At 68.1% G+C, this 25,173-nt stretch carries 24 protein-coding genes, 1 tRNA gene and 1 pseudogene; 14 read left to right on the top strand and 12 right to left on the bottom strand.

Features of this window, described 5'->3' with window-relative positions:
* Positions 1-23: 23 nt before the first annotated feature.
* Positions 24-1,667, top strand: a complete 1,644-nt coding sequence (gene ribBA, locus ACLNEE_RS00130; protein WP_411423372.1) for a bifunctional 3,4-dihydroxy-2-butanone-4-phosphate synthase/GTP cyclohydrolase II — start codon at positions 24-26, stop codon at positions 1,665-1,667.
* Positions 1,668-1,696: 29 nt separating this feature from the next.
* On the opposite strand, the gene ACLNEE_RS00125 is transcribed toward ribBA, so the two are convergent.
* A complete protein-coding gene (locus tag ACLNEE_RS00125) occupies positions 1,697-2,137 on the bottom strand; it encodes a peptidylprolyl isomerase (protein WP_411423362.1) in 441 nt (146 codons plus the stop codon).
* 120 nt (positions 2,138-2,257) lie between these two features.
* On the opposite strand from ACLNEE_RS00125, the gene mtnP reads away from it, so the two are divergent.
* Positions 2,258-3,145: an S-methyl-5'-thioadenosine phosphorylase gene (mtnP, locus tag ACLNEE_RS00120; RefSeq protein ID WP_411423371.1), complete on the top strand. Its 888-nt coding sequence runs from the start codon at positions 2,258-2,260 to the stop codon at positions 3,143-3,145.
* On the opposite strand, the gene murQ is transcribed toward mtnP, so the two are convergent.
* From murQ to dnaK, 4 genes are all read right to left on the bottom strand, one after another.
* Complete coding sequence (gene murQ, locus ACLNEE_RS00115; protein ID WP_411423361.1) at positions 3,111-4,073, bottom strand: N-acetylmuramic acid 6-phosphate etherase; 963 nt, start codon at positions 4,071-4,073, stop codon at positions 3,111-3,113. The genes mtnP and murQ overlap by 35 nt on opposite strands.
* Positions 4,070-4,531 carry a DUF3110 domain-containing protein gene (locus ACLNEE_RS00110; protein ID WP_411423360.1) on the bottom strand — a complete coding sequence of 154 codons (462 nt, stop codon included), beginning with the start codon at positions 4,529-4,531 and terminating at the stop codon, positions 4,070-4,072. The genes murQ and ACLNEE_RS00110 overlap by 4 nt, the downstream gene beginning before the upstream one ends.
* A 76-nt stretch (positions 4,532-4,607) precedes the next feature.
* Positions 4,608-5,567, bottom strand: coding sequence for a DnaJ C-terminal domain-containing protein (locus ACLNEE_RS00105; protein ID WP_411423359.1), 960 nt, complete (start codon positions 5,565-5,567; stop codon positions 4,608-4,610).
* A 5-nt stretch (positions 5,568-5,572) separates the two neighbouring features.
* Positions 5,573-7,885: a molecular chaperone DnaK gene (dnaK, locus tag ACLNEE_RS00100; RefSeq protein WP_411423358.1), complete on the bottom strand. Its 2,313-nt coding sequence runs from the start codon at positions 7,883-7,885 to the stop codon at positions 5,573-5,575.
* A gap of 148 nt (positions 7,886-8,033) precedes the next feature.
* On the opposite strand from dnaK, the gene pstC reads away from it, so the two are divergent.
* The 3 genes from pstC to pstB all read left to right on the top strand — a co-directional run bounded on the left by pstC (position 8,034) and on the right by pstB (position 10,865).
* Entirely contained in the window at positions 8,034-9,023 is a 990-nt protein-coding gene (gene pstC, locus ACLNEE_RS00095) for a phosphate ABC transporter permease subunit PstC (protein ID WP_411423357.1), read from the top strand.
* Positions 9,024-9,035: 12 nt separating this feature from the next.
* Entirely contained in the window at positions 9,036-9,986 is a 951-nt protein-coding gene (gene pstA, locus ACLNEE_RS00090; RefSeq protein ID WP_411423356.1) for a phosphate ABC transporter permease PstA, read from the top strand.
* A gap of 69 nt (positions 9,987-10,055) precedes the next feature.
* On the top strand, positions 10,056-10,865 hold the full coding sequence (gene pstB, locus ACLNEE_RS00085) for a phosphate ABC transporter ATP-binding protein PstB (protein WP_411423370.1): 810 nt from the start codon (positions 10,056-10,058) through the stop codon (positions 10,863-10,865).
* A gap of 106 nt (positions 10,866-10,971) precedes the next feature.
* Here pstB and ACLNEE_RS00080 read toward each other — a convergent pair.
* Positions 10,972-11,058 (bottom strand) — tRNA-Ser (locus ACLNEE_RS00080).
* Positions 11,059-11,096: 38 nt separating this feature from the next.
* Here ACLNEE_RS00080 and ACLNEE_RS00075 point away from each other — a divergent pair.
* The 8 genes from ACLNEE_RS00075 to ACLNEE_RS00040 all read left to right on the top strand — a co-directional run bounded on the left by ACLNEE_RS00075 (position 11,097) and on the right by ACLNEE_RS00040 (position 18,263).
* Positions 11,097-11,465, top strand: a complete 369-nt coding sequence (locus ACLNEE_RS00075) for a 2Fe-2S iron-sulfur cluster-binding protein (protein ID WP_411423355.1) — start codon at positions 11,097-11,099, stop codon at positions 11,463-11,465.
* Positions 11,458-12,429, top strand: a complete 972-nt coding sequence (locus ACLNEE_RS00070) for an inositol monophosphatase family protein (RefSeq protein ID WP_411423354.1) — start codon at positions 11,458-11,460, stop codon at positions 12,427-12,429. Before ACLNEE_RS00075 ends, ACLNEE_RS00070 begins: the two co-directional genes overlap by 8 nt.
* Positions 12,430-12,460: 31 nt before the next feature.
* A complete protein-coding gene (locus ACLNEE_RS00065) occupies positions 12,461-13,639 on the top strand; it encodes an ATP phosphoribosyltransferase regulatory subunit (protein ID WP_411423353.1) in 1,179 nt (392 codons plus the stop codon).
* Between the two features lie 26 nt (positions 13,640-13,665).
* On the top strand, positions 13,666-13,890 hold the full coding sequence (locus ACLNEE_RS00060; RefSeq protein WP_411423369.1) for an indolepyruvate ferredoxin oxidoreductase subunit alpha: 225 nt from the start codon (positions 13,666-13,668) through the stop codon (positions 13,888-13,890).
* Between the two features lie 85 nt (positions 13,891-13,975).
* Positions 13,976-15,895, top strand: a complete 1,920-nt coding sequence (htpG, locus tag ACLNEE_RS00055; protein ID WP_411423352.1) for a molecular chaperone HtpG — start codon at positions 13,976-13,978, stop codon at positions 15,893-15,895.
* 75 nt (positions 15,896-15,970) lie between these two features.
* Positions 15,971-16,207, top strand: a complete 237-nt coding sequence (gene rpmB / locus ACLNEE_RS00050) for a 50S ribosomal protein L28 (RefSeq protein ID WP_411423351.1) — start codon at positions 15,971-15,973, stop codon at positions 16,205-16,207.
* A 64-nt stretch (positions 16,208-16,271) separates the two neighbouring features.
* Entirely contained in the window at positions 16,272-16,868 is a 597-nt protein-coding gene (locus ACLNEE_RS00045; protein WP_411423350.1) for a peroxiredoxin, read from the top strand.
* Between the two features lie 102 nt (positions 16,869-16,970).
* Positions 16,971-18,263 (top strand): Rieske 2Fe-2S domain-containing protein, encoded by a 1,293-nt coding sequence (locus tag ACLNEE_RS00040; RefSeq protein ID WP_412006647.1) that lies wholly within the window; start codon positions 16,971-16,973, stop codon positions 18,261-18,263.
* Between the two features lie 4 nt (positions 18,264-18,267).
* Here the strand turns inward: ACLNEE_RS00040 and ACLNEE_RS00035 are convergent, their stop codons facing one another.
* Positions 18,268-19,299 carry a zinc-binding alcohol dehydrogenase family protein gene (locus ACLNEE_RS00035; protein ID WP_411423348.1) on the bottom strand — a complete coding sequence of 344 codons (1,032 nt, stop codon included), beginning with the start codon at positions 19,297-19,299 and terminating at the stop codon, positions 18,268-18,270.
* 82 nt (positions 19,300-19,381) lie between these two features.
* Positions 19,382-19,930 carry a methyltransferase domain-containing protein gene (locus ACLNEE_RS00030; RefSeq protein ID WP_411423347.1) on the bottom strand — a complete coding sequence of 183 codons (549 nt, stop codon included), beginning with the start codon at positions 19,928-19,930 and terminating at the stop codon, positions 19,382-19,384.
* A gap of 114 nt (positions 19,931-20,044) precedes the next feature.
* Between ACLNEE_RS00030 and ACLNEE_RS00025 the strand changes: the two genes are divergently transcribed.
* A complete protein-coding gene (locus tag ACLNEE_RS00025) occupies positions 20,045-21,751 on the top strand; it encodes a glycosyltransferase family 2 protein (protein WP_411423346.1) in 1,707 nt (568 codons plus the stop codon).
* Between the two features lie 20 nt (positions 21,752-21,771).
* Here ACLNEE_RS00025 and ACLNEE_RS00020 read toward each other — a convergent pair whose 3' ends face one another.
* The 4 genes and pseudogenes from ACLNEE_RS00020 to ACLNEE_RS00005 form a co-directional block, all read right to left on the bottom strand.
* Positions 21,772-22,710: a hypothetical protein gene (locus tag ACLNEE_RS00020; protein ID WP_411423345.1), complete on the bottom strand. Its 939-nt coding sequence runs from the start codon at positions 22,708-22,710 to the stop codon at positions 21,772-21,774.
* A 57-nt stretch (positions 22,711-22,767) separates the two neighbouring features.
* Positions 22,768-23,610 (bottom strand): methyltransferase domain-containing protein, encoded by an 843-nt coding sequence (locus ACLNEE_RS00015; protein ID WP_411423344.1) that lies wholly within the window; start codon positions 23,608-23,610, stop codon positions 22,768-22,770.
* Positions 23,607-24,482, bottom strand: coding sequence for a sulfotransferase family 2 domain-containing protein (locus ACLNEE_RS00010; RefSeq protein ID WP_412006646.1), 876 nt, complete (start codon positions 24,480-24,482; stop codon positions 23,607-23,609). Before ACLNEE_RS00010 ends, ACLNEE_RS00015 begins: the two co-directional genes overlap by 4 nt.
* Positions 24,472-25,173, bottom strand: a pseudogene (locus tag ACLNEE_RS00005) (hypothetical protein); the annotation flags it as partial. The pseudogene ACLNEE_RS00005 and the gene ACLNEE_RS00010, both read right to left, overlap by 11 nt.

The following is a 25,173-nucleotide window of genomic DNA, read 5'->3' as shown; positions in this document are numbered from 1 at the left end:
CGGCGCCGGGCGCGGCGAGGGAGATCCGTTTCGATGCCATCGCCGATGCCCTGGCGGCGATCCGCAACGGCGAATCGATCGTCGTCGTCGACGACGAGAACCGCGAGAACGAGGGCGATCTGATCTGTGCGGCCCAGTTCGCCACCCCCGAACAGATCAACTTCATGGCCACCGAGGCCCGCGGGCTGATCTGCCTGGCGATGGAGGGCGAACGGCTCGACGCCCTCGATCTGCCCCTGATGGTGGATCGCAACACCGACGAAAACCAGACGGCGTTCACGGTGAGTGTGGACGCCGGCCCGGAGAACGGGGTGAGCACGGGCATCTCCGCCGAGGACCGGGCCCGCACGATCCAGGTGGCCATCCATCCCGCCACCCGGCCGGAGGACCTGCGCAGGCCGGGGCACATCTTCCCGCTGCGCGCCCGCCAGGGGGGCGTGCTCAAGCGGGCCGGCCACACCGAGGCCGCCGTGGACCTGGCCCGGCTGGCGGGCCTCTACCCCGCCGGGGTGATCTGCGAGATCCAGAACGCCGATGGGTCCATGGCCCGGCTGCCCGAGCTGGCCGCCTATGCCCGCCGCCATGGACTGCGGCTGATCAACATCGCCGACCTGATCGGTTACCGCCTGGACACCGAGCGGTTCGTGCGACGGCAGGCCGAGGCGGCGCTGCCCAGCAGTTTCGGCAGCTTCCGCGCCATCGGCTACCGCAACGAGCTGGACGGCAGCGAGCACGTGGCGATCGTGAAAGGCCATCCGGAGCAGGCCACGGGGCCGGTGCTGGTGCGGGTGCACAGCGAGTGCCTCACCGGCGATGCCTTCGGATCGCTCCGCTGCGACTGTCGGCCCCAGCTGGAGGCCGCCCTGCGGATGGTCGAGGCCGCCGGGGAAGGGGTGGTGGTGTACCTGCGCCAGGAGGGCCGCGGCATCGGCCTGATCAACAAGCTCAAGGCCTACTCCCTGCAGGACACGGGCCTGGACACCGTGGAGGCCAACGAGCGCCTCGGCTTTCCCGCCGACCTCCGCAACTATGGTGTGGGAGCCCAGATCCTCAGCGACCTGGGCGTGCATCGGCTGCGGCTGATCACCAACAACCCCCGCAAGATCGCCGGCCTGGGGGGCTACGGCCTGCAGGTGGAGGACCGGGTGCCGCTGGTGATGGATGCCAGCGCCCACAACGCCGACTACCTGGCCGTCAAGCGCTCCAAGCTGGGGCACCTGATGGGGGATGGACCGAGCTGCCCCCTGGGCCCCACGGCCGTGCTGGCCTGGACGGGGGACACCGGGTCGGAGGAACCGGATGAGCGGCTGCTCGCCCAGCGGCTGGAGCAACTGCAGGCCTGGGCCCTGGAGCAGGGCCTGCTGCTGGAGCGGGAGGAGCATCCCCGCCTGCTGGCCCTGCTGAACCATCCCAGCCTGGCGGTGCTGATCGGCCCCGGTGATCAGCCTGCGGGCAGCCTGTCGGCGGCCGGCATGGCAACGCTGCTGCAGCGCCTGGCCGGGTGGCCCCACAGCCGCAGCGTGGGGCTGCTGCTCCGACCCGATGCCCAGCGGGGCAACCACCCGAGCGTGGACCTCGAGCCGACCCGGCGGCCCCTGGCGGAGCTCAGCTCCGGAGCCGCCAGGGGACTCGATCTGCAGGCCGAGGTGTTTGTGATCTGGCGCTGAGCCCCAGCGCAGCGCCGGATCCTGGCCGGTCAGTCCTGGATGGTGAGCTTGTTGATCCGGGTGCCGTTCTTGAGGGCCATCACCACATCCATGTCTCCAGTCAGGCCGAAGACGGTGTGGACCCCATCGAGATGGGGCTGGGCACCGTGGCAGATGTAGAACTGCGAGCCGCCGGTGTTCTTGCCGGCATGGGCCATCGCCAGGGTGCCGGCCTGGTGCTTCTGGCCGTTGATCTCACAGTCGATCGTGTAGCCGGGGCCGCCGGTGCCGGCCATCCCGCGCGCACCCTCACGGCTGTTCGGACACCCCCCCTGGGCCATGAAGCCGGGGATCACCCGATGAAAGGCGAGGCCGTCGTAGAAACCCTCCTTCGCCAGCTTGGTGAAATTGGCGACGGTGTTGGGCGCATCGGCCTCGAAGAGTTCGAGCGTGATGGTGCCGGCGTCCGTCTCCATCAGGGCTTTGGTCACGGTGGCAGGAGAGCAAAGGCCGACTGTATGGGGCTGTGATGAAAATGGGGGGTCGGTTCTCCCTCCGCCCGCCATCCGCCGATGAGCAGCACCTCCCCAGCCCAACCCGTCAGCACCGATCTGGGCGGGGCCCGGCTGGGGGTGCTGGGAGGCAGCGGGCTCTACGCGATGGACGGGCTCGAGGAGGTGCGGGAGATCCAGGTGGACACGCCCTACGGCCCGCCCTCGGACACGCTGCGGCTCGGGCGCATCGACGACCTGGAGGTGGTCTTCCTGGCGCGCCACGGACGCCACCACAGCTACACGCCCACGGAGGTGCCCTACCGGGCCAACCTCTGGGCCCTGCGGTCCCTGGGGGTGCGGTGGGTGCTGTCGGTGTCCGCGGTGGGGTCCCTGCAGGAGCAGTACCGCCCCCTCGACATGATGGTGCCCGATCAGTTCATCGACCGCACCCACCAGCGGCCGCTCAGCTTCTTCGGCGGGGGTGTCGTGGCCCACGTGACGGCTGCCGATCCCTACTGCCCGGTGCTCAGCCGGCTGCTGGCCGATGTGGGAGACAGCCTGATGCCCCCCGGGCGCCAGCTGCACCGTGGCGGCACCTATCTCTGCATGGAGGGGCCGGCCTTCTCCACCCGGGCGGAATCGGAGCTCTACCGCAGCTGGGGCTGCGGCGTGATCGGGATGACCAACCACACCGAAGCCCGCCTGGCCCGGGAGGCCGAAATGGCCTACGCCACGCTGGCGATGGTGACCGACTACGACTGCTGGCACCAGGAACACGCGTCGGTGACGGTGGAGCTGGTGATCGACAACCTGCGCGCCAATGCCGCCCTGGCCCAGCAGATCGTGCGCCAGGCCGCCGCGCGGGTCGGGGAGCTCCGCCCCGCCAGCAGCGCTCACCACGCCCTGCGCCATGCCCTGATGACCCCAGCGGAGCACGTGCCGGCCGAAACCCGCCGCCGGGTCGACCTGTTCACATCGCCCTACTGGGGGCCGTACCCGGACTGAAGCTGGCGCCGCAGGCAGCGAGCGCATCGCGCAGGCGGGGACCGTGGCGCTCCAGCTGCCGGGCGGCCTCGGGCGCCTCGAGCCCAGCCGCCGCCATCAGCAGGGCCAGCTTCACCGATCCACCGCTCTGGGCGAGCAGCTCGGCGCCCCGCTCCCGCTCGACCCCCGCCAGGTCCCGCAGGATGCGCAGGGCCCGATCCTCGAGCTTGGCGTTGGTCACGGCCACATCCACCATGCGGTTGCCGTGCACCTTGCCCAGCCGCACCATCACGCCGGTCGAGAGGATGTTGAGCGCCATCTTGGTGGCCGTGCCGGCCTTGAGCCGGGTGGAGCCGGCCAGCAGCTCCGGGCCGGTGAGCAGGCGGATGTCGATCTCCGCCGGCATCGGCACCTGGTCGGCGGGCACGCAGGCCATGGCGATGGCAAGGGCACCGATGGCGCGGGCGTGGCTGAGCCCGCCGAGCACGTAGGGGGTGGTACCGCCGGCCGCGATGCCCACCAGGCAGTCGGCCGCTGTGAATCCCCGTGCCTCGAGATCGTGGCGGCCGGCGTCGAAGAGGTCCTCCAGGCCTTCGGAACTGCGCAGCAGCGCCGGCGCACCGCCGGCCAGGACCCCCTGCACCAGCTCAGGCGGGGTGCAGAAGGTGGGGGGACACTCGGCCGCGTCCAGCACCCCCAGCCGGCCCGAGGTGCCGGCGCCCAGGTAGAAGAGGCGCCCGCCGGCCTGCAGACGCGCCGTGATGGCGTCGACGGCGGCGGCCAGGGCAGGGGCGGCGGCGGCCACGGCCCGCTGGGGCTCGCGGTCGTTCTCACAGAACAGCGCCACCAGCTCCGGCGTGGGCAGGGTGTCGAGGTGCTCGCTGAGCGGATTGGCCTGCTCGGTGAGCAGGTGGCCCCGATCCCGACCCGCCGAGGCCTGGGCCGTCACAGCAGACCCTCCAGCTGGCGGCGGAAGGCCTCGAGCTCGGGGTCCCCGGAGCTGATCGGCTCACGGCTCGCCTCCGGAGCCGCATCGGGTGGCGGATCGGCGACTGCCGAACCGGAGGACGGAGCGGCCCCGGCGGCAGGCTCGTCCTGCCAGTGCTCCACGTCCATGTTGCGCTCGGGCGGGGCGATCAGCAGGCGCTCCTCCGGGGTCTGGGGCAGGAAGCCGACGGGGACGAAGCGGGCCTCGTAGCCGGACTGGCGGCAGAAGGCCTCCATCTCCTCCCGGTCCAGGGCTTCGACGGTGGGGACGGGAAAGTCCTGGGCCTCGAGCAGTCCGGCATAGCGCTCGGCGTCGTCGCGGGCCTCGAACAGCAGCACCACCGTGCGGCCGCCGATCTCAAGGGAGTGGATGCCCTCCTGATCGGTCCCGGGGTCGAACAGCAGCACGTGCACCGGCATGGATGGTGATGGAAGTGCGGCGGGTCCCTCAGTGTGTCACCGCGGCCCGATCGAGAGCCGGACAGGGGGCGTCGGCTCAGGCTCCGGCAGCCTCCTGGGACGCCTCCCGGGACGCCAGTTCGGCGAGTTCCTGGAGACGGCGGTACAGGGCGATCTCGGCGTCGTCGAGCTGGTCCGGAACGACGATCCTCACCTCCACGAGCTGGTCGCCCCGCTGGCTGCCCCACTCCATGCCACGGCCGCGCAGCCGCAGCAGCCGGCCGCTGGAGGAGCCCTGGGGCACCGTGAGTTTGACGGGGCCCCGCAGGGTCGGCACCACCACACGGCAGCCGAGGGCCGCTTCCGCGGGGGTGAGCTCGAGGGGGTAGAGCACCCGCAGGCCGTCAATGCGCAGGCCCTCCGCGGTGCGCACCCGCAGGTGGAGGAAGTGGTCACCGCCTCCAGGGGTGACGCCGGCGAGCCGCAGCCGCCAGCCATCCCCTGCCAGGGGCGGTGTCCAGACCTCGACGCAGGTGCCATCCGCCAGTTCGAGTTCCACGCGCTCCCCCTGCAGGGCCTGCTCCGGGCTGAGGTCCACGAGGCTCTCGTCATCGCTGGAGGCCTGCACCGGGGGCGGGGGTGCCGGGGAAGGGGTCACGGATCCGGCCGGCTCGGCGGGCGGCGGGCCCGGCCAGTCCTCTTCCGCCGGGGCCTCGGCGGCTTCAGCCACGTCCCCCCGTCCAGGACGCTCGCCGAACAGTTCGGCCAGGTAGTCCTCAAAGCTGGGGAACCCCGTGGCGAAGGGATCCGCCGGGCCCTGCTCGGCCTGGGTCTCGCCCCGCTCCCAGGCGCGCCGCCGCAGGGGATCGGAGAGGACCGCATAGGCCTCGTTCACCAGCTTGAACTGGTCCTCGGCAACGGGATCGTTGCCGTTGAGATCCGGATGCCAGCGGCGGGCCTGGGTGCGGAAGGCCCGCTTCAGCGTGGCGGCATCGGCGCCGGGCTCGATCCCCAGCACACGCCAGTAGTCAGGGGGCGCAATCGGGCTGTGACTCACCGCGGCTACACGTCACCCCAGGGATCGTCGTCCGGAACCCGGGCCGGCGGGCGCGATGGGGAAGCGGACCGCTCGGCGCCGTAGCGACGCTCGGGCGGGGCTTCGCCCCGAAAGCGCTGCTCCTCGAAGCGGCTGCCGGCATCGCGGTACTCCGGGTCGCCGTACTCCGGGTCGCGAACCTGGGGATAGCGGTCTGCAGGGTAACGCGCTTCGGGGTAACGCGCTTCGCCGTAGCGATCCTCCCGGTAGCGGTCCTCCCGGTAACGATCCTCCCGGTAGCGGTCCTCCGGAAGGGCGCGGGAGGGGGTGCGCTCCCAGCTGCCGTAGCGGTCGGCGCCCGAGAGCGCGCCGCGGTCACGCCCCGGCGGCATCGCCCACGGATCGCTGCCCGGACGGCTCCAGTCGTCCCAGTCGTCATCGGCGAACAGCTCATCCTTGAGCGAGCCGAGCGTGTTCTTCAGCCCCTGCAGGGGGCCCTGCTCGGAGCGACGCTCGCTGAGCAGACGGCGGTTGAGGCCGAAGAGCGCCTCCTGCAGCTGGCTCACCGCCATGTCGAGCTCGCCGGGGTCGGTGCTGCCGCGCTCCTCGAGGGCCAGCAGATCCTGCACATCGCGCAGGGCCATCTCCACGCTGCGCTGCTGGCGCTCCGCGCCGTAGGGCCCCAGCTCCAGGGACGCGTCGCGCAGGCGCCGCTCCGCCTGGGCCACCAGGGTCTGGGCCTTGTTGCGGCGGTCGACGGCCGCCCGCTTGCGACGGTCTTCGGCAGCCTTGCGTTCCGCCTCCTCGATCAGCCGGGCGATCTCCTCCTCGCTGAGGTTGGAGCCCCCCTGGATGCTGACGCTCTGCTGGCGGCCGGTGGTGCGGTCCGTGGCCGACACCTGCAGCAGACCGTTGGCATCGATGTCGAACGACACCTGCACCTGGGGCACACCCCGGGGAGCCGGGGGAATGCCGGAGAGGCGGAAACGCCCCAGGCTCTTGTTGTCGGCCGCCATCTGCCGTTCCCCCTGCACCACGTGGATCTCCACGGAGTTCTGGTTCGCCTCGGAGGTGCTGAACAGATCGCTCTTGCGCACGGGGATGGGCGTGTTGCGGAGGATCAGCACCTTCATCACCCCACCGATCGTCTCGAGCCCGAGGGAGAGGGGCGTGACGTCGTTGAGCATCAGATCCCGCAGCTCCCCGGTGAGGATCCCGGCCTGGACCGCCGCACCGATCGCCACCACCTCGTCGGGATTCACCGACTGGCACGGCTCCCGCGGGATGAGGGTGCGCACCATCTCCTGCACCATCGGCATGCGGGTGGAGCCGCCCACCAGGACGACATCGTCGATCTCGTCGGCCGCCAGCCCGGAATCGCGCAGGGCCCGCTGCACGGGGCGCAGCAGGCGGTCGAGCAGGTCGGGACAGAGGGCCTCGAAGGTGCGCCGCTCGAGGGTGGTCTCGATGTGGAGGGGCCCCTCACTGCCGGTGGCGATGAAGGGAAGGGAGATGGGGGTGCTCTGCACACCGCTCAACTCGATCTTGGCCTTCTCCGCCGCCTCGGTGAGGCGCTGGAGTGCCTGGCGGTCGCGCCGCAGGTCGAGGCCATGCTCCTTCTCGAACGCATCGGCCAGCCAGTCGACGATGCGACGGTCCCAGTCGTTGCCGCCGAGCTGGGTGTCTCCACTGGTGGCCTTCACGTCGAAGACCCCCTGGGCGATGCGCAGCACGGAGACATCAAAGGTGCCGCCGCCCAGGTCGAACACCAGCACGCGCTTCACGGCCGAGCGATCAAAGCCGTAGGCCAGTGCGGCAGCGGTGGGTTCGTTGAGGATGCGCTCCACGCTGATGCCCGCCAGTCGGCCGGCATCGCGGGTGGCCTGGCGCTGGGCGTCGTTGAAGTAGGCCGGCACCGTGATCACCGCCGCCTCGACCGGCTCCCCCAGGTAGGTGGCGGCGTCGTCGGCCAGCTTGCGCAGGACGCTGGCCACCAGCTCCTCGGGGGCATACTCCCGCTCGGTGGCCGGGCAGACCACCCGCACGTTTCCCTGGTCGTTGGCCCGGATGGTGTAGGGCACGCCGAGGCTCGACTCCTCGAGTTCCTCCCACTGGCGCCCCACGAAGCGCTTGAGGTTGGCGAAGGTGTTGCGGGGATTGAGCACCAGCTGGCGGCGGGCCAGCTGCCCCACCAGCAGTTCCTGATCGCGGCTGAACCCCACCACCGACGGCGTGGTGCGGCTGCCCTCGGCACTGGCGATCACCACGGGGCGGCCACCCTCGAGCACGGCCACCACCGAATTGGTGGTTCCCAGGTCGATGCCGACGATGCGACCCATGAACAGTGCGGCCCCGTCACCCGTCTGGCGCCCCAAAACTACCGGGCTGACAGCCGTTAATCACGGCTTAAGGCAAGCAGATGCCTTCCTTCGTAGATTCGGCGCGGAACGGCCTGGCCCGGGCTGGCCCCAACGCAACCCGATCTCCATGACAGGCGAACTCCTACCAGCGGCCTCAGCTGAGGCGCTCTCGGGGGATCGCGACGATGCCTTCACCCTGCGCCGCAGGCCACCGGCGGAGAAACTGCTGGACATCGGCTTCCGCCAGCTCACCCTGAGCCTGGCCGCGGTGGTGGCCATCGTGCTGCTGGGCATCTTCCTGGTGGTGCTCCAGGGTTCCCGCGAAGCCATCGCCAGCTTCGGGCTCGGCTTCCTCACCACCTCGGCATGGGATCCGGTCAACGAGCAGTACGGCGCCCTGATCGCCATCTACGGCACCCTGGTCACGTCCCTGCTGGCCCTGCTGATCGCCGTTCCCCTGGGCGTGGGCACCGCGATCTTCATCACCGAAGACTTGGTGCCCCGCGTGGTACGCGAGGCGATCGGCCTGATGGTGGAGCTGCTCGCCGCCATCCCGTCCGTGGTGCTGGGCCTCTGGGCGATCTTCGTGATGGAGCCGGCCATCCGGCCAGTGCTGAACCTGCTGCACCAACTGCTGGGCTGGTCTCCGCTGTTCGACACCTCAGCCAAGGGCCCCGGCATGGCCCCGGCCATCCTCATCCTGGTGGTGATGATCCTGCCGATCATCACGGCGATATCGCGGGATGCGCTCAACCAGGTACCCGCGGAGCTGCGCCAGGGGGCCTACGGGGTTGGCACAACCCGCTGGGGGGCCATCAGCAGTGTCATCCTGCCAGCCGCCATTTCCGCCATCACCGGAGGGGTCATGCTCGCCCTGGGCCGGGCCATGGGTGAGACCATGGCCGTGACCATGATCATCGGTAACGCCCTGAACTTCAGCTTCTCGCTGCTGGCTCCCGGCAATACGATCGCCGCCATGCTCGCCAACCAGTTCGGTGAAGCGAGCGGCATCCAGGTGTCGGCCCTGATGTATGCAGCCCTTGTTCTGATGCTGCTCACCTTCCTCGTCAATGTGCTGGCCCAGTGGCTGGTTCGTCGGCTCAGCCTCCGCTACTGAACCACCGCGATCGTGATCAGCCCCACCCTGGCCAGGCACAGAAGGGAGTTCAAACCCTCCGGCGGCGAACCTGATCCGCCGGAGAGCCTCTTTGTGCGGCGCCCCCTGCAGTTCGACAGGTCGCTCGGCCGCAACCGCCTCAACCGCCTCTGCACCGGAATCGCCGGCCTCTTCGCCGCCTGCGCCGTACTGCCGCTCTTCCTGGTGCTGGTGTACGTGCTGATCCGAGGCGGGAGGCTGATCAGCCTGGGCCTGTTCACCCAGCTGCCGCCCGCGCCAGGGCTGGAGGGTGGAGGTATCGGCAACGCCATTCTGGGCACGCTGATGGTGACGCTGATCGCCTCCCTGATCGCCGTCCCCATCGGTGTCGGTGGAGGGATCTACCTCACCGAATATTCGCAGCGGGGTTGGTTCGCGCGCTTCGTGAGCTTCGGCAACGACGTGCTGGCCGGCGTGCCCTCGATCATCTGCGGCGTGTTCGTCTATGGGGTGGTGGTGGCCACCCGGATTTTCTTCAACCAGAGCTACAGCGCCGTGGCTGGTGGTATCGCCCTGGCCACCCTCATGCTGCCCACCGTGATCAAGACCACCGACGAGGGGCTGAAGCTCGTTCCGCAGGAACTGCGCTGGGGGGCCTACGGGGTGGGGGCCTCCAAATTCGTCACGGTGATGCGCATCACCGTGCCGGCCGCCTTCACCCCCATCGCCACGGGGATCGTGCTCGGGATTGCCAGGGCGGCAGGGGAAACCGCGCCGCTGATCTTCACGGCCCTGTTCTCACCCTTCTGGCCAGACGGGATCTTCAACCCGATTGCCACCATGTCGGTGTTGATCTTCAACTTCGCCATCATGCCTTATGAGGCCCAGAACGAACTCGCCTGGGCAGCCTCCTTCGTGCTGGTGATCATGATTCTGCTGGCCAATCTCCTGGCCCGCTGGCTCAGCAGCCTCACCCGCACCTAACCCATCCCTCCTGATCCTTCATCGCGACTTCCCGAACTCCACTCCATGAACACGGCTCCCTCCATCAGCATGGGCACGAGCGCACCCGAACCCAACAACGACGACATCTGCCTGTCGCTCGATGGAGTCACCATCTCCTACGGCAACTTCGAAGCCGTAAGGGATGTCTACATGGACATTCCCCGCGGCAAGGTAACGGCGTTCATCGGTCCGTCGGGTTGTGGGAAATCCACCGTATTGCGGGCTATCAACCGAATGAACGACCTCATCCCCGGTTGCCACCTCAAGGGCCGTGTGGTGTTCGATGGTCACGACATCTACGACAGGCGCGTGGATCCGGTGGAGGTGCGCAGACGGATCGGGATGGTGTTTCAGAAACCCAACCCCTTCCCCAAGACGATCTACGAAAACATCGCCTTCGGTGCCAGGATCAACGGTTACCGAGGCAACATGGATGATCTGGTGGAGCGCGCGTTGCGCAAGGCCGCCGTGTGGGATGAATGCAAGGACAAACTCAAGGAGAGCGGCCTGGCCCTCTCCGGCGGTCAGCAGCAGCGCCTCTGCATCGCCCGGGCCATCGCCACCGAGCCGGAGGTGATCCTGATGGATGAACCCTGCTCGGCCCTGGATCCGATCTCGACCCTCAAGATCGAGGAAACGATGCACGAGCTCAAGCGCAGCTACACGATTGTGATCGTGACCCACAACATGCAGCAGGCCGTGCGGGTGGCGGACATGACGGCGTTCTTCAACGCGGAAGCGGTGGAGGGAGGTTCCGGCAAGGTGGGCTACCTCGTGGAGTTCGAGGAAACGGAGCGAATCTTCAACGCCCCCAACCAGCAGGCCACCCAGGATTATGTGAGCGGCAGGTTCGGCTGAGCTGGACACCAACCCAGCCGAGGGCGCCATCGATCAGCCGTGGAGGCGGCTGGGAGGCCCCAGGGAGCCAACAAAAAAGCCGACCATAAGGTCGGCTCTGGAGAAACGGAGAGGGAGGGATTCGAACCCTCGATAGAGTTGCCCCTATACAGCATTTCCAGTGCTGCGCCTTCGACCACTCGGCCACCTCTCCAGCGGCAAAATGGGGCAATCGAGTGGCAATGTAGCAGCATGACCACCACCCACCCCATCACGGTCCACTGGCGCCAGGCCGGTCGAACCATTCGCCACGAGGTCCCCGAGGGGGATTACATCCTGCGCAGCTTCGAACAGCAGGGCGACCCCCTGCCGTTCAGTTGCCGCAACGGCTGCTGCACGGCCTGCGCCGTGCGGGTGCTGAACGGCCGGATCGACCATCGGGAGGCGCTCGGCCTGTCGCGGGAGCTGCGCGACAAGGGCTACGGCCTGCTCTGCGTGGCCCGCGCCATCGGGCCGCTCGAGGTCGAGACCCAGGATGAGGATGAGGTCTACGAGCTGCAGTTCGGCCGCCACTTCGGCCGGGGCAGGGTGCTTCCTGGCCTCCCCCTCGACGATGAGTGAGACCACCACCGGCACGGCAGCGGGATCGGATCGGGCCCGCGAGGCCTCGGGACTCTCCGCCTCGGAGCTGGAGCATCTGGCCGCGGTCGCCCGGCAGGCCGCCGCGACCGGCGGCGCCGAACTCACCGCCCACCGGGGGCGCCTCAACCAGGTGCGGGAGAAGGGTCGCTGCGGCGATCTGGTCACCGAGGCCGACCTGGCCGCCGAGGCGGCCGTGCTGGCGCTGCTGGAGGCCGAGACCCCGGAGATCGGGATCCTGGCCGAAGAGAGCGGCCGACGCCAGCGGCCCGGCGATCTGCCCGGCGATCTGCCCGGCGATCCGCCCCGCGATCTGGAGTGGTGCGTCGATCCGCTCGATGGCACCACCAACTACGCCCACGGTTACCCCTTCTTCGGAACGTCCGTGGGCCTGTGCTGGCGCGGCCAGCCCCTGCTGGGTGCCCTGGCGGTACCGGCCCTGCAGGAGCTCTACTGGGCCGCGCCCGGCCTGGGCAGCTGGTGCAACGAGCGCCGCCTCCAGGTGAGCGACTGCCAGCGACTGGCCGAAGCCCTGCTGGTGACGGGGTTCGCCTACGACCGCTTCACCCGGCTCGACAACAACTACGCCGAATTCGCTTACTTCACCCACCGCACCCATGGGGTGCGGCGCGGGGGTGCCGCCGCCGTGGACCTGGCCTTCGTGGCCGCCGGCCGCCTGGACGGCTACTGGGAGCGCGGCCTGTCCCCCTGGGATCTGGCGGCGGGGGTGGTGCTGGTGGAGCAGGCCGGCGGCCGGGTGAGTGCCTACGACGGTGGCCCCCTCGATCTCGCCAGCGGGCGTCTGATCGCCGCCGCACCCGGCCTGCATGCCTCTCTGGTGGAGGGTCTGGCGGCCTGCCGGCCGCTGCCGGGAGCCAGCTTCGGAGCTCCCGAACTCGACGCCGGCACGGCCGGGCGTGAGCCCACCTCAGAGCCCACTCCATAGGATCAGCCGACTGCGATCCGCTCCCCTTCCCATGGCCCTGCAACCCGCCGCCGGCGCCAGGGATCTCAATCCCCGGGAGGTGGAACGCAACCGCTCGATCTGCCAGGAACTGGCGGCGGTGTACCGGCTCTGGGGCTACCAGGAGGTGGCGCCACCGGGTTTCGAGCGGCTCGACACCCTGCAGGCCGGCGGGGGCATCGACGGCCGTGAGCTGGTGCGGCTCGCTGCGGACGAGCCCCTGGGCCTGCGACCGGAGCTCACCGCGTCGATCGCCCGGGCGGCCAGCACCCGGATGGCGGAGCGGCCCCGCCCGCTGCGGCTCTGGGCGGAGGGCTGCACCTTCCGCAGCAGCGTGGCCGACAGCGGCCACCAGCGGATCCACGAACAGCTCCAGAGCGGCGTTGAGCTGCTGGGCGAGCGTTCCGCCGCCGCCGATGCCGAGCTCACCAGGCTGCTGCTGGCGGCGGCGGGCAGCCTCGGCCTGCGCCGGGAGCACAGCCCGCGCCTGCTGGTGGGCCACCACGGCGTGCTGAAGGCGTTGCTGCAGCAACTGCCGCCCGAGCAGCAGGGTGGGGCCCGTGCCGCCCTCACCGGCTTCGATCCGATCGCCCTGGCGGCGCTGCCCCTGAGCCGCACCGAATGCCAGCGGCTCACGGCCCTGATGCGCCTGCGGGGCAGGCCCGACGGGGTGCTCTACCAGCTCGAGCAGTGGCTGGGGCCGATCCCGCTGCTGGCCGAACTCGGCGCGACCCTGGCGGTGATCACCCCGGCGGCGGAGCGGCTGGGGGTGACGGTGCAGCTGGATCCCACCTTCCAACCCCATTTCGACCTGTACGACGGCCTGGTGCTGAAGCTGGTCTGCCAGGGACAGGAAGCACCGGTCGCCATCGCCGGCGGCGGTCGCTACGACGCGCTGGTGGGCCGCTTCTGTGCCGACAGCCAGATCGCCGCCGGGGTGGGGTTCGCCTTCGATGTGGAAGCCGTGCGCGAACTGCTGGCCGCTGGACTCACGGCCCCGACGATGGCCGGGCCGACCCTGGTGGCCTACGGCAGGCCTGAGGATCTGCCCCGTGCCCTTGACGCCCTCGAGGCCCTGCACAGGGCCGGCAGCTGCGCGGAACTTCTCGGCCACGCCGTGGACAGCCGCGCCAGTGCCGAAACCCGGGCGGCGGAGCGGGGATGCGCCGGGGTGCACTGGATCGCTCCCTAGGATCCCCGCGACCCACCGAGCCCGCCATGGCCCACACGATCGTCACCAACGTCTGCGAAGGGGTGGCCGATTGCGTGGATGCCTGCCCGGTGGCCTGCATCCACCCCGGCAAGGGAGCCAACCGCAAGGGCACCGGCTTTTACTGGATCGATTTCGACACCTGCATTGACTGCGGCATCTGCCTGCAGGTGTGCCCCGTCGAGGGGGCGATCCTGCCGGAGGAGAAGCCGGAGCTGCAGCAGCGCGGCTGAGGGTCGGTTCGGTGACCCCTCCCTCCGGCCCATTGAGGCGGAGCGGCGGGGATCCGTAGGGTCAGCGTCAGTCAGGTGAGCTGCCATGCCGGTGCTGGAAGAGAAGGGTCAGATCCAGATCCATACCGAGAACATCTTCCCGATCATCAAGAAGGCCGTCTACAGCGGCCACGAGGTGTTCCTGCGGGAGCTGGTGAGCAACGGCGTGGACGCCATCAGCAAGCGCCGCATGGCCGCCATGGCGGGCGACTGCAGCGAAGGCGAGCAGGGACGGGTCCAGATCCGCATCGACCGGGAGCAGAAGACGCTCACGATCTCCGACAACGGCATCGGCATGACCGCCGACGAGGTGAAGCGCTACATCAACCAGGTGGCCTTCTCCAGTGCCGAGGATTTCCTCGAGAAGTACAAGAGCGAAGGGGACGCGATCATCGGCCACTTCGGCCTCGGCTTCTACTCCAGTTTCATGGTGGCCCGCCAGGTGGAGCTGGTGAGCCTCAGTGCCCGCGAGGGGGCCGAGGCCGTGCGCTGGACCTGTGACGGCTCCCCCAGCTTCACGCTCGAGAGTGCCGAGCGCAGCGAACCGGGCACCGATGTGATCCTCCATCTGATGGAGGAGGAGCTCGAGTACATCGAGCCCGCCCGGATCCGCACGCTGATCTCCACCTACTGCGACTTCCTGCCGGTGGAGGTGCAGCTGGAAGGGGAGACGGTCAACAAGCGCGAGGCCCCCTGGCGCAAGAGCCCCCGCGAGCTGAGCGACAACGACTACATCGAGCTCTACCGCTACCTCTACCCCTTCCAGGGCGACCCCCTGCTGTGGGTTCACCTCAACACCGACTATCCCTACAACCTGCAGGGGATTCTGTACTTCCCGAAATCCAGCGGCCGGGCCGACTGGGAGAAGGGCGAGATCAAGCTGTACTGCAACCAGGTGTTCGTGAGCGACTCGATCAAGGAGGTTGTTCCCCGCTACCTGCTGCCCCTGCGGGGGGTGATCGATTCCCCCGACATCCCGCTGAACGTGAGCCGCTCGGCCCTCCAGACCGATCGGCGCGTCCGCTCGATCGGCGGCTTCGTGGCCAAGAAGGTGGGCGATCGGCTCAAGGAGCTGCATCGCGACGATCCGAAGCGCTACGCCGAGATCTGGGAGTCCCTGGCCCCGTTCATCAAGATCGGCGCGATGGAGGACGAGAAATTCGCCGACCAGGTGGCCGACCTGGTGCTGTTCGGCACCACGGCAGCTGCAATCGAGGGCGATCCGGCCGAGGGGCAGATCCTCGATCCCATCCCCGCCGGAGACGGCAGGGCCTACACCACCCTCTCCGCTTACCGCTCCCGGCTGAGCGCCGAGAACGACAAACGGGTGCTCTACTGCACCGATGAGGCCGGCCAGGCCGGAGCCCTGGCCCTCTGGCGAAGCCAGGACGCCGAGGTGCTGCTGGCGGACAGCTTCATCGACACCCAGTTCATTCCATGGCTGGAGATGCGGCACGAGGAACTCAAGTTCCAGCGGGTGGATGCCGAACTCGACGACTCGCTCCAGGAGAAGGAGAGTGAACTGGCCGATGCCGATGGCAAGGATGCCTCCGAGAAGCTCCGCGAGCTGTTCAAGGCCGCCCTGGCCGATGACAAGGTGACGCTTCAGGTCCAGGCGCTCAAGGGGGAGAACGCCCCCGCCGCCCTGATCCTGCTGCCGGAGCAGATGCGCCGCATCAACGACATGGGCGCCCTGATGGAGCAGCGGCTGCCCGGCCTGCCGGATCACCACGTGCTGCTGATCAACCGGCGCCACAAGCTGGTGGAGGGGCTGCTGAAGCTGAGCGCCGGCTCCGTGATCACCGGCAGCGGCAGCTCGCCCAGCCAGGAGCTGGCCAACGCCCTCGGCCGTCACATCTACGAGATGGCGCGGCTGGCGGTGGGGGGGCTGGAGCCGAACCAGCTGGCCGGCTTCCAGCAGCGCAGCTGCGATCTGATGGGGCAGCTGATGGAGCGGGGCCTCTGAACGAGGCTCCCTTTCCATTTGGTAAAGTCTCCGCTTGGGCTGATGCCCAGATGTTGTTCTGAACGGTTGTAGGTCATGTCCCGGGTCTGCCAGCTCACCGGCAAGCGCGCCAACAACGGCATGGCCGTCTCGCACTCCCACGTGCGCACCAAGAAACTCCAGCAGGTGAACCTCCAGGAGCGGCGTCTGTGGTGGGCCGAGGGCAACCGCTTCGTCAAGCTGCGCGTTTCCACCAGGGCCCTCAAGACCATCCAGAAGAAGGGTCTGGGGGCCTATGCCAAGGAACTGGGTGTGAACCTGGCCAAACTCTGAGCCAGCGGCCTGCCGTCAGCAGAGCCCTGGAGCCCAGGCGCCAGCCCGGGCTGAGGTCCGATCGATGCACCCCTCCGACCATCGCCGGCACCATGTCCAGCGCCGGGATGTGCTCCGTCTTGCCTTCTGCGGCGGAGCCTCCCTGGCGTGTGGGCTTCTGGCGGTTCCCCGGCAGGCTGCGGCCCTGGGGGGAACCCTGCCGGATCTGGATCATGCGGCCCCGGATTTCCGGCTTCAGGGAATCCGTCCAGGCCGCGGGGGTGAGCTGGAGGAGGCTGAGCTGGGGCTGCAGGACTTCGCCGGGCACTGGCTGGTGCTGTACTTCTACCCGCGGGATTTCACCGAAGGCTGCACGCTGGAGGCCCGCGGCTTTCAGCGTGATCTGCGCCGCTACCGGGCTCTCGATGCCACCGTGGTGGGCATCAGCGCCGACGATCCAGGCTCCCACGCCGAGTTCTGCGGCAGCGAAGGGCTGAGCTATCCCCTGCTCTCCGATCCCGGTGGGCGCGTCAGCCAGGCCTATGGCAGCTGGCTTCCCCCCTTCTCCCAGCGGCACACATTCCTGATCGATCCGGAGGGAACCCTGCGAGCACGCTGGGTGGCGGTGCGCCCGGCCGGCCACAGCGCCGAAGTGCTGGCCAGCCTGGCGGCGCTGCGCTGATCCTGGCAGGCTGGCCGCGTTGCCGCGCTTGGATGGGGCCAGCTCAGCCATCCCTGGGGATCCCAGCCTTCCGCCCAGCCACGTGATGTTCATCGCCTTTCCATGCCGCTGATGCCAGTGATGCTGCAGGGCACGACGCACCACCCTGCCGGCCTCGAACCCTCCCCCACCGGGATGGCCTGCGCCGCCAGGGATCTGGTGCGGAGCGGCCAGATCCTGTCCATTCCACGCTGCATCACGGACGACGATTGGCTGGGCCGCCTCCAGGGCATCGTCCGGGACGGCCTGCGGCTCGCCGGTGGCGACCCCGCCCTGAGCCGAACGATCCGGCTCGAGGAGATGCACCGCCACTACAGCGGCGAGCAGATCGTGCGGGCGGCGGATGCGTCGATCCGCCAGATCAAGCCGCTGAGCGGTCGGTTGCTGAAGCATGTGCTCCGCAGCCGTCTCGGCATGGAGCAGCGCTTCTGGTTCGATCGCCGGCCCAAGGTTCGCTTCCACCCACCGTCGGCAACCCTGGAGGAGGACCGGCAGGTTTTCCAGGACTACGCCCGGCGCCGGGGCCATGGCAAGGTCGACGCCCACGACCCCCACCTCGACAGCTGGCATCACTGTCCGGTGAACTCGGTGAACCTGTGGATCGCCCTGGGGAGGGTGACCCCCCGCAATGGCATGACGGCCTTCCCCGACACCCACGGGCGCGCGTTGGTGCAGCGCGACCACGCCCACGATGTGGCGGGCGACCAGTGGTTCGGCACGGGGGTGGACACCGATCTTCGGCCCGGCGATGCCTGGCTGTTCCCGGGTGATCTGCTCCACACCTCGATCCTCAACGCCTCGGATGAAACCCGGGTGGCGATCAGCTTCCGGCTCACCTTCAGCAAGCCGTACTTCTCCGGATCGGGGACCGAGTCGTTCGTGGATTCGCGCTACGCCGACAGCCCCCTGGAGTTCTGGACGCTGCAGCATCCCGCCGATCCGATCCGCGGAGTGGTGCGCCACTGGCGCGGCCCCCGGCGCGGCCCTGAGGTGAACCGGGGTCCGCAGGTGGTGCACGACCACCTGGAGCCGCTGGAGGTCCACATCCACGAGGATGGGTCCGCGACCTTCGCGGCGGAGGCCATGGCACCCGGCACGGTTCGCGTGCTGGATCGCCAGCGGTTGGTCTGCCGGGATCTCCAAGGGACCTACACGGTGGTGGGCCGGCACTGCCCCCATCGCGGCGCCGATCTGGCGGCCGCGGAACTGAACGCCGAAGGGCTGGTGTGCCCCTGGCATCGGCTGGTGTTCAACCCCGAGAACGGCTCCAGCGTGGGGCATTGTGACCATGCCCTTGCCGCCAACCCCTGCCAGGTGCGTCACGGAGAGGTGGTGGTGCCGCCAAGCTCCCGCTGAGGGGTCAGGGCGGGTCAAACCCCTCCAGCACCAGCTTGCCGACCATCCCGTGCGAGGCGATCCGCCGGTGCGCCTGATGGAGATGGGCGGCGGTGATCGCACCGCGATGCTCCTGCAGGGTGCTGACCAGCACGCCCCGATCCACCAGGTCGGCCGCCCGCTGGAGCAGGCGTCCCTGGGCGGCCAGATCCGGCGTGCCGTAGAGGGAGCGGGTGAACATCAGCTCCCAGTGCAGGGCCAGGCTCTTGGACTTGAGCGCCAGCACATTGATCGCGGCCGGGTCCGGATCATCGATCAGGGCCAGTGCCCCCTGGGGGGCCAGCAGATCCACCAGCGCCTCGAAGTGGCGGTCGGTGTGGGTGAGGCTGGCCACCCACTGCACCGCCGGAATCCCCAGGGCCTCGAGCTGGGGACGCAGGGGCTGGTGGTGGTCCACCACATGGTGGGCTCCCATGCGCAGGGCCCAGGCGCGGCTCTCGGGCCGGGAGGCTGTGCCCACAAGCGTGAGCCCGGTGAGGGCGCGAGCCAGCTGCAGCAGCATCGACCCCACCCCACCGGCCGCGCCGACGACCAGGAGGCACTCTCCCCGGGAGGTCTGGGGATCCTGGGGGATCCGCAACCGGTCGAACAGCAGCTCCCAGGCGGTGATGCTGGTGAGGGGCAGGGCGGCGGCCTCGGCGGGGCCCAACCGCTCCGGCGCCCTGGCCACCAGGCGGTGGTCGACGCAGTGGAGCTCCGCATTGCAGCCCTGACGCTGCAGCGCGCCGGCGTACCAGACCCGCTCACCGGGCCGGAAGCCCTCCACCCCCGGCCCCACGGCCTCGATTCGCCCCACGGCATCCCAGCCAAGAATGCGCCAGCCGCCGCGTTCGGGATGCTCGCGGGCCCGCACCTTGCCATCTACGGGGTTCACCCCCACCGCTTCGATCGCCACCAGCAGGTCGAGGTCGCTGGGGCAGGGGTCCGGAAGCTCAAGATCCTGCAGGTAGAGCGGATCCTCCAGGGAAGCCGCGGCTTGATAGCCGATGGCACGCATGGGCCGGTGGCGAGTCAACCCAGCATGGCCAGCCCCTGGTACGGCTCGGCAACTGAAAAGACGTGCGGATAGGAGCGCAGGCTCAGGAATCGGCTGGGTATCCGGGCGGAAATGGCTTGATAGCACGGAGCTTCCAGATCAGATGGCTCGTGTCCCAGGCCTGGTACAGCAGATCGAAACACCCCGTGAAGCCATAGCGACGGCCGAGTTCAGGTCCCCAGGGATCGATCGGGGTGCCATCGGCAGACACCCGTCGGGCGAAGTAACTCACGGTGGTGTCGGTGATGACGTTCACATGGGTGGGGTCCTGGAACGCCTCCGGATGGGGGTAGGCCGGCGTGCGGGCCAGGAAGATGCCACCGGGTTTGAGAATCCGCCAGGCCTCGTTCATGGCTTCGATAAAGGGATTGACCAACAGTCCTTCCTTCCAGATGGCGCGAGGAAGGTGCTCGAGGAAGTCGAAGGCTGTCACGGCGTCAGCACAGGCGTCACCGAGGGGAAGGGGATCAAATCCGACCCAGCAGTTCATCACCTGTTCCCCGCCGGCCTGGCTGTCGATGCCGATGACCCGCTCCGCACCGAGGGGGTTGGCGGGGTTCGGTCCGCTGCCCAGGTCAACAGCAAGAGACATGAAGGAAACGCGCAGACATTGTATCCATTATCTCAGGATTCCAACAAACATGCCAGCCATTACAGCATTCGGTAGCGGCATTGATAGAATCAAAGACAAGTTCAGCAGGCCGCCGTGATCCCTAATTCGCTAGTGATTGGCTTTGGCCTAGTCAAGAACGAAGAAGACATCATTGAGGCCTTCGTACGCCATAATTTACATTACTGCACAGCACTCTTTCTCGCAGACAACGGCTCATCAGATTGCACGGCCGAGATTCTAACCCGACTCATCGAGGAAGGCCTGCCACTGGCAGTCGTGCAGGATCCAGTCTTCCCCCATGCCCAGTCTCAGAAGATGACAGAACTAATGCACAGGCTCGCTCTTGCCTCTGACGCTGATTTCCTCATCCCACTCGATGCCGATGAATTTATACAAGCAGAAAGTCGATCTGAGTTTCTAGCCCAACTCCAGCAGATACCACTTGGCGGTTGTGGACTTTTGCCGTGGAGAACCTATTTGCCGATGGATCAGAGAACAACCGTGCTTCAGAAACGATTTAGCTGTCACAGGGCTGCCGAGCACCCTCAGTACTACAAAGTTGTGGTGCGGTCAATCCGTACCACGGAGGTATTCAGACTCTATCTCGATCAGGGTTCCCACAACCTGTTGTGTGATCTTGATCCTGTGAGCGCAAGGCCGATAGACCCCCTAGCCCTTGCACACTTGCCTGTCCGCTCCAGTCTTCAAATCGGCAAGAAGGGTATCAGTGCTTGGATGGCGAATCTGGCACAATTTCAGGGGGATCCAAGGTCTTCGGGAGCACAATGGGGCCATGTCTATAGGCAGGTCCTTGCCAACGGGTTGTTATCGGAAGATGAGACACGAATTCTCGCACTTCGCTACGCCCAAGACCCCCCAGCGGAGAACAGCGAGGTTTTCAGCTGCGACAATCCCCTCAGGGTTGAGCCACCCGAAAGCGCGCTTGCAACTGCAAACCATACTATCAGCGGACCAGGAGAGCCGGATGCCCCTGCGTTAAAGCTGCTGAGGGCGGTCTGCGCCGCTTGGGAACGCTCATTGCAACCTCCGCACGAATTCACTCCGGAACTTCATGATCACGCCGGTTCACCGCACACGGACTCAAATCCGGACAAGAAGATTCCCGGGGCATTCTCTCCAGACTGGCATAGTCAGAAACTTTTCTTGGATCTGCCCTTCCTGGAATGGATCGTGAAGCGCTACCGGCCCCGGTCAGTGCTGGACGTTGGTTGCGGATCAGGCAGTTGCCTCTCGGCATTGCGCTGGCTCGGTGTGGAAGAGACATACGGCGTGGATGGCATCCAGCACGTACACGCCCTGATCCCGTCCTCGATGTATCAACGGTCGGACCTCCGCCAGCCATTATCCCTGCATCGAACCTACGAAGGCGTTCTCTGCCTGGAAGTAGCTGAACATTTACCTCCAGGCTCGGAATCCACACTCATCGGTACGATTCTTCGACATGCCGAAAGATTCGTCGTGTTCTCCGCCGCGCAGCCCGACCAGCCTGGTGATGGACACATCAATGGGAAGCCCCAGGAGTATTGGATCAGGCAGTTTCACCAGGCTGGATGGAACTGCGCCGTGATTGATAGCCTCCTTTTGCGCTCCATGTCCACCTTCCAATGGTTACGGCGCAACCTGCTGCTCTTCAAGCCAGCGACCGCGCAGGACAGCATGGCTCCGCCAGAGCTACCGCTCGATCACCTCATCGCTTCATCCCGCGAGGGTGCCCCCTGGGGCGCAGACAGTCCCGGAATCATTTCGCATGTCTTCTCCCGGCCGATTCTGAAGCTTTGAGCTCTCATCGATAGGACAAATCACAAGCCTGAGCCCACCGCCACCTCCAGCTCCCGCCAAAACTGCTCATCGACCCCGAACCCCATCGCCCGCATCAGCCGCGTCCGCACGAGCAATTCCTCCTCTTTGCTGAGCAGTCCGTTGGAGAAGCGGGTTTCGAGCGAACCGCAGCGGCGTACATGGCTCATCGGCGCCAGGTCGACGGCCGCGAAGCGCCAGGCGCCAAGGTGGGCGGCGACCAGGGGCAGCGCGAAGCGATCCAGGCCGTAGCCGCTGCGAATCCCGGCAACGAAGGGCATCGCCAGCTCGAGCAGATCGCCGCGAATGAAGGGCGCCATGATCTCCACGATCGGCACCCGATGCAGATGGAGACCGGGCCGCTGCCGCAACCAGCCGTATTCGGGGCTGAGGCTGCTCGAGAAGCTCACGGCCGGTTGAGCAGCGCTGAGCCGATGGATGCGGGCCACCGCCAACAGACGCTGCACGTCGCTGGTGGCGATCAGAACGTCGTCGTCGACGAAGCCGAGATAGGCATCCGCTGGCGGCCGATCCAGCCGCCGCCAGGCTTCCTCCATGAGATGCCCCTTGCACTCGGTGGCCACGCTCAACACCTCCCACCCCTGCGGGTTGGTGCCGGGCTCCAGCCCCTCGCCGGTCCAGTCGAACAGCACCACACGGCAGGGCAGGGGGTGATCCACCACCAGGCAATGGCGGCCCCGGCGGCAGGCCACCACCACCACATCGTCAGGCCAGGGCCCAGGATTGGCCACCGGCTGGCCGAAGTGCACCGGATCGGCACGGTCGAGGTCGCCCACCGCCGCCACCATCTCGGGGATGAACTGGTCGCTGTGGCTGCCGAGCACCCAGCGGGCCCACTGCTGCCGCTCCGCCTCGGAATGTCCGGCCAGCAACCCGGGCCATTGGCCGCCAGGGCCGGTCGCTATAGGGATGGGCGGCACGAAAGCCTTACGGCTGAGCAGGATTCTCGCCCAGCTCCCTCCGGGACAGCGGCGAGATCACAGCGACAGCTCATGCCGCCGCCGGGCTATGTGGCGGTTCACCAGGAGCATGTAGTCACACTGGTCACGCCGATGCATCAGCTCGGCGGCCTGGGCATCCAGCGGATCCATATCAGCCGTGTTGAAGGGTCGGATGATCTCCAGCAGGGGCGGCTGGCCTGGATCGAGCTCGGCGGGTTGGTAGGGCAGCGCAACCGACGGGGCGGCAGCGGGTTGAAACAGCAGCAGGTTCTTGGGCGTCCACCAGTTGGCATGGGTCTGGTCGCAGCCGAGGAGGAGGGCATTGCGAAACGCCACGGTGGTGGGGACATCCACCACATAGCCCAGCTCACGGAAGGCCGCGATCCAGAATCCGGGCCCCTGCTCGTTCACGTGGGTGGGGTTGCGGTCAAGATCCTGCAGCCAGCTGGCGGCACCGAACAGCACAAGACCCGGGCGGTGGGTGGTGAGCACCCCCAGCAGGCCTGCCGCCGAGGCGAGAGGCAGGTGTTCAGCCACCTCCAGGCAGCACACCAGTTCCGTGGGTGGCATGGCGGAACTGGCGGCGGTGGTGTCGCGCAGATCCACCAGGCGGTAGGCATCACGCCACTGCGGCGGCCAGATCCGCTCGGCGGCGGCGCTGCCTTCGAGACCCCAGCTCTCGGACAGGCCAGCGGAGCGCAGGGCCTCCACCAGCAGACCATGGCCGCAGCCCACATCCACCACGCGGCAACGGTCGGGAGCGATCAGCAGGCCGCGCAGCACGCTGGCGAAGTGGGTGAAGAAGCCCGCGTTGGCCAGGTGATCGGCGAAGAAGGCCTCGTCGTAGGCGGCGAGATCATCGCCCCGGGGGATCCTCATCGTGCTTGCTGTGGTGTCCAACCGGATGGGAGGCCAGCATGCAGGGCACTCCAGCGCTGCAGGAACAGCCGGTCGGCGGCGTAGAACGTCTCCAGCGCTGTCAGAGCCTCCGGGGTGAGATCGCTCACCGCCAGACGGCGGAACGGATCGACGGCGGCCTGGCCGGCCGACACGTGCAGCGGCGCCGGCGGGATCGGCCGTCCAGCGGCCTGGCTCCAGTGGCGTACGAGATCGTTGATCGCCTCCATCGGCACCAGATCGTGGATCAGAGCCGGATCGCCGCCGAGGAAGGCCGTCTGCGGCAGGGTGTGGTGGCTCCAGTCGATGTGACACGGAATCCAGCGGGGCAGCTCCAGCGCCACCCGGTTCATCATCGCCGCCGGATCGGAGTCGTCGTCGTAGCTGCGCACGCCGTGACGGCGGAAGAGGGCATCATGCACGGCCACGCACCGCTCGAAGTCCTGGCCAGAACTGCTGGCGTTGCGCAGCTTGGCCAGGATGCGGGACGTGGTGAGTTCAACCAGGTGGCTGCGGCAGGCCGACACGAACCGCTCGACCGGGTCGCGCCACACCGCCACCACCTGCCGCTGCCGCGCCGTCGCCGCCAGCTGGTCCGGGCTGCGCCAGTGGGTGTAAGGGAGCACGGCACCGTGCACGTCGAGGTGGATGGGTTCGGCGGCCGCATCCACGCTCCAGGGGCCCAACGCCACCAGCCAGGCGCGCTTGAGGGTGGTGCAGCCGTTCTTGGGAATCCAGAGGTAGGCGGCGGAATCGCCCAGCGGCAAGAGCGGCGCCATGGACTCGCCGGCCTGCATCGCCACCTGCACCGTGATCCAGTCGTGATCGGGCGTGGGAGCCAGCTCAGGCGACATCGGCAGCATGGGGCAGGGCCGGCTCGCGGGCGGGAGTCTCCGGCGCAGGGGCCACGCCATCGGCCACAACATCGCCCCGGGCCACCGCCCCCAAAGCGGCCGGGTACCCGGGCGCCGGGGCCTGGCCGCGGGCTGGAGGTCTGCGGCACACCTCCTCCACCGTCACCTGGAAGGCCTGAGCCACGCGGGGGTCCTTGAACAGCCGGCCCTTGCGCTCACGCACCAGGCCCTTCACGTGCGCGTGGAAGGCCGGATCCTGCAGCAGCCGCACGCTGGTGGCCACGTAGGCGTCGCGGTCCGCCGCGATCAGCTCGGGGATCTCCATCTCCTGCAGCATCGCCACGGTGTGGCGGCCGCGCATGAAGGCGGTGGGGCAGGTGAGCACCGGGCAGTCGCGGCTGAAGGACTGCAGCGAACTGTTGCCGCCGTTCCAGTCGATGGTGTCGAGGGTGTGATGGGCGATGTCGAAGAGGCCCATGAAATCGCCGTAGTCGAGGCGGGGCAGGATGCGCAGGTGGTCGTCCATCGCCAGGCCGCGGTGCTCGAAGTGGGGCCGCAGCCGCTCGGCCAGGCGCCGCGCCATGGCCGGATAGCCCATCGGACCCACCAGCAGAATCAGCGCCTCAGGGTGGCGGGCGGCGATCTCGGCGTAAGGCCAGTCGTTGCGGGGCAGATACTTGAACGTGCTCTG

Source organism: Aphanothece stagnina RSMan2012, from assembly GCF_046764815.1.
Lineage (GTDB): Bacteria > Cyanobacteriota > Cyanobacteriia > PCC-6307 > Cyanobiaceae > NIES-981.
Note: the sequence above shows the minus strand (reverse complement) of the source record. Positions and strands in the feature narration are given on the sequence as shown.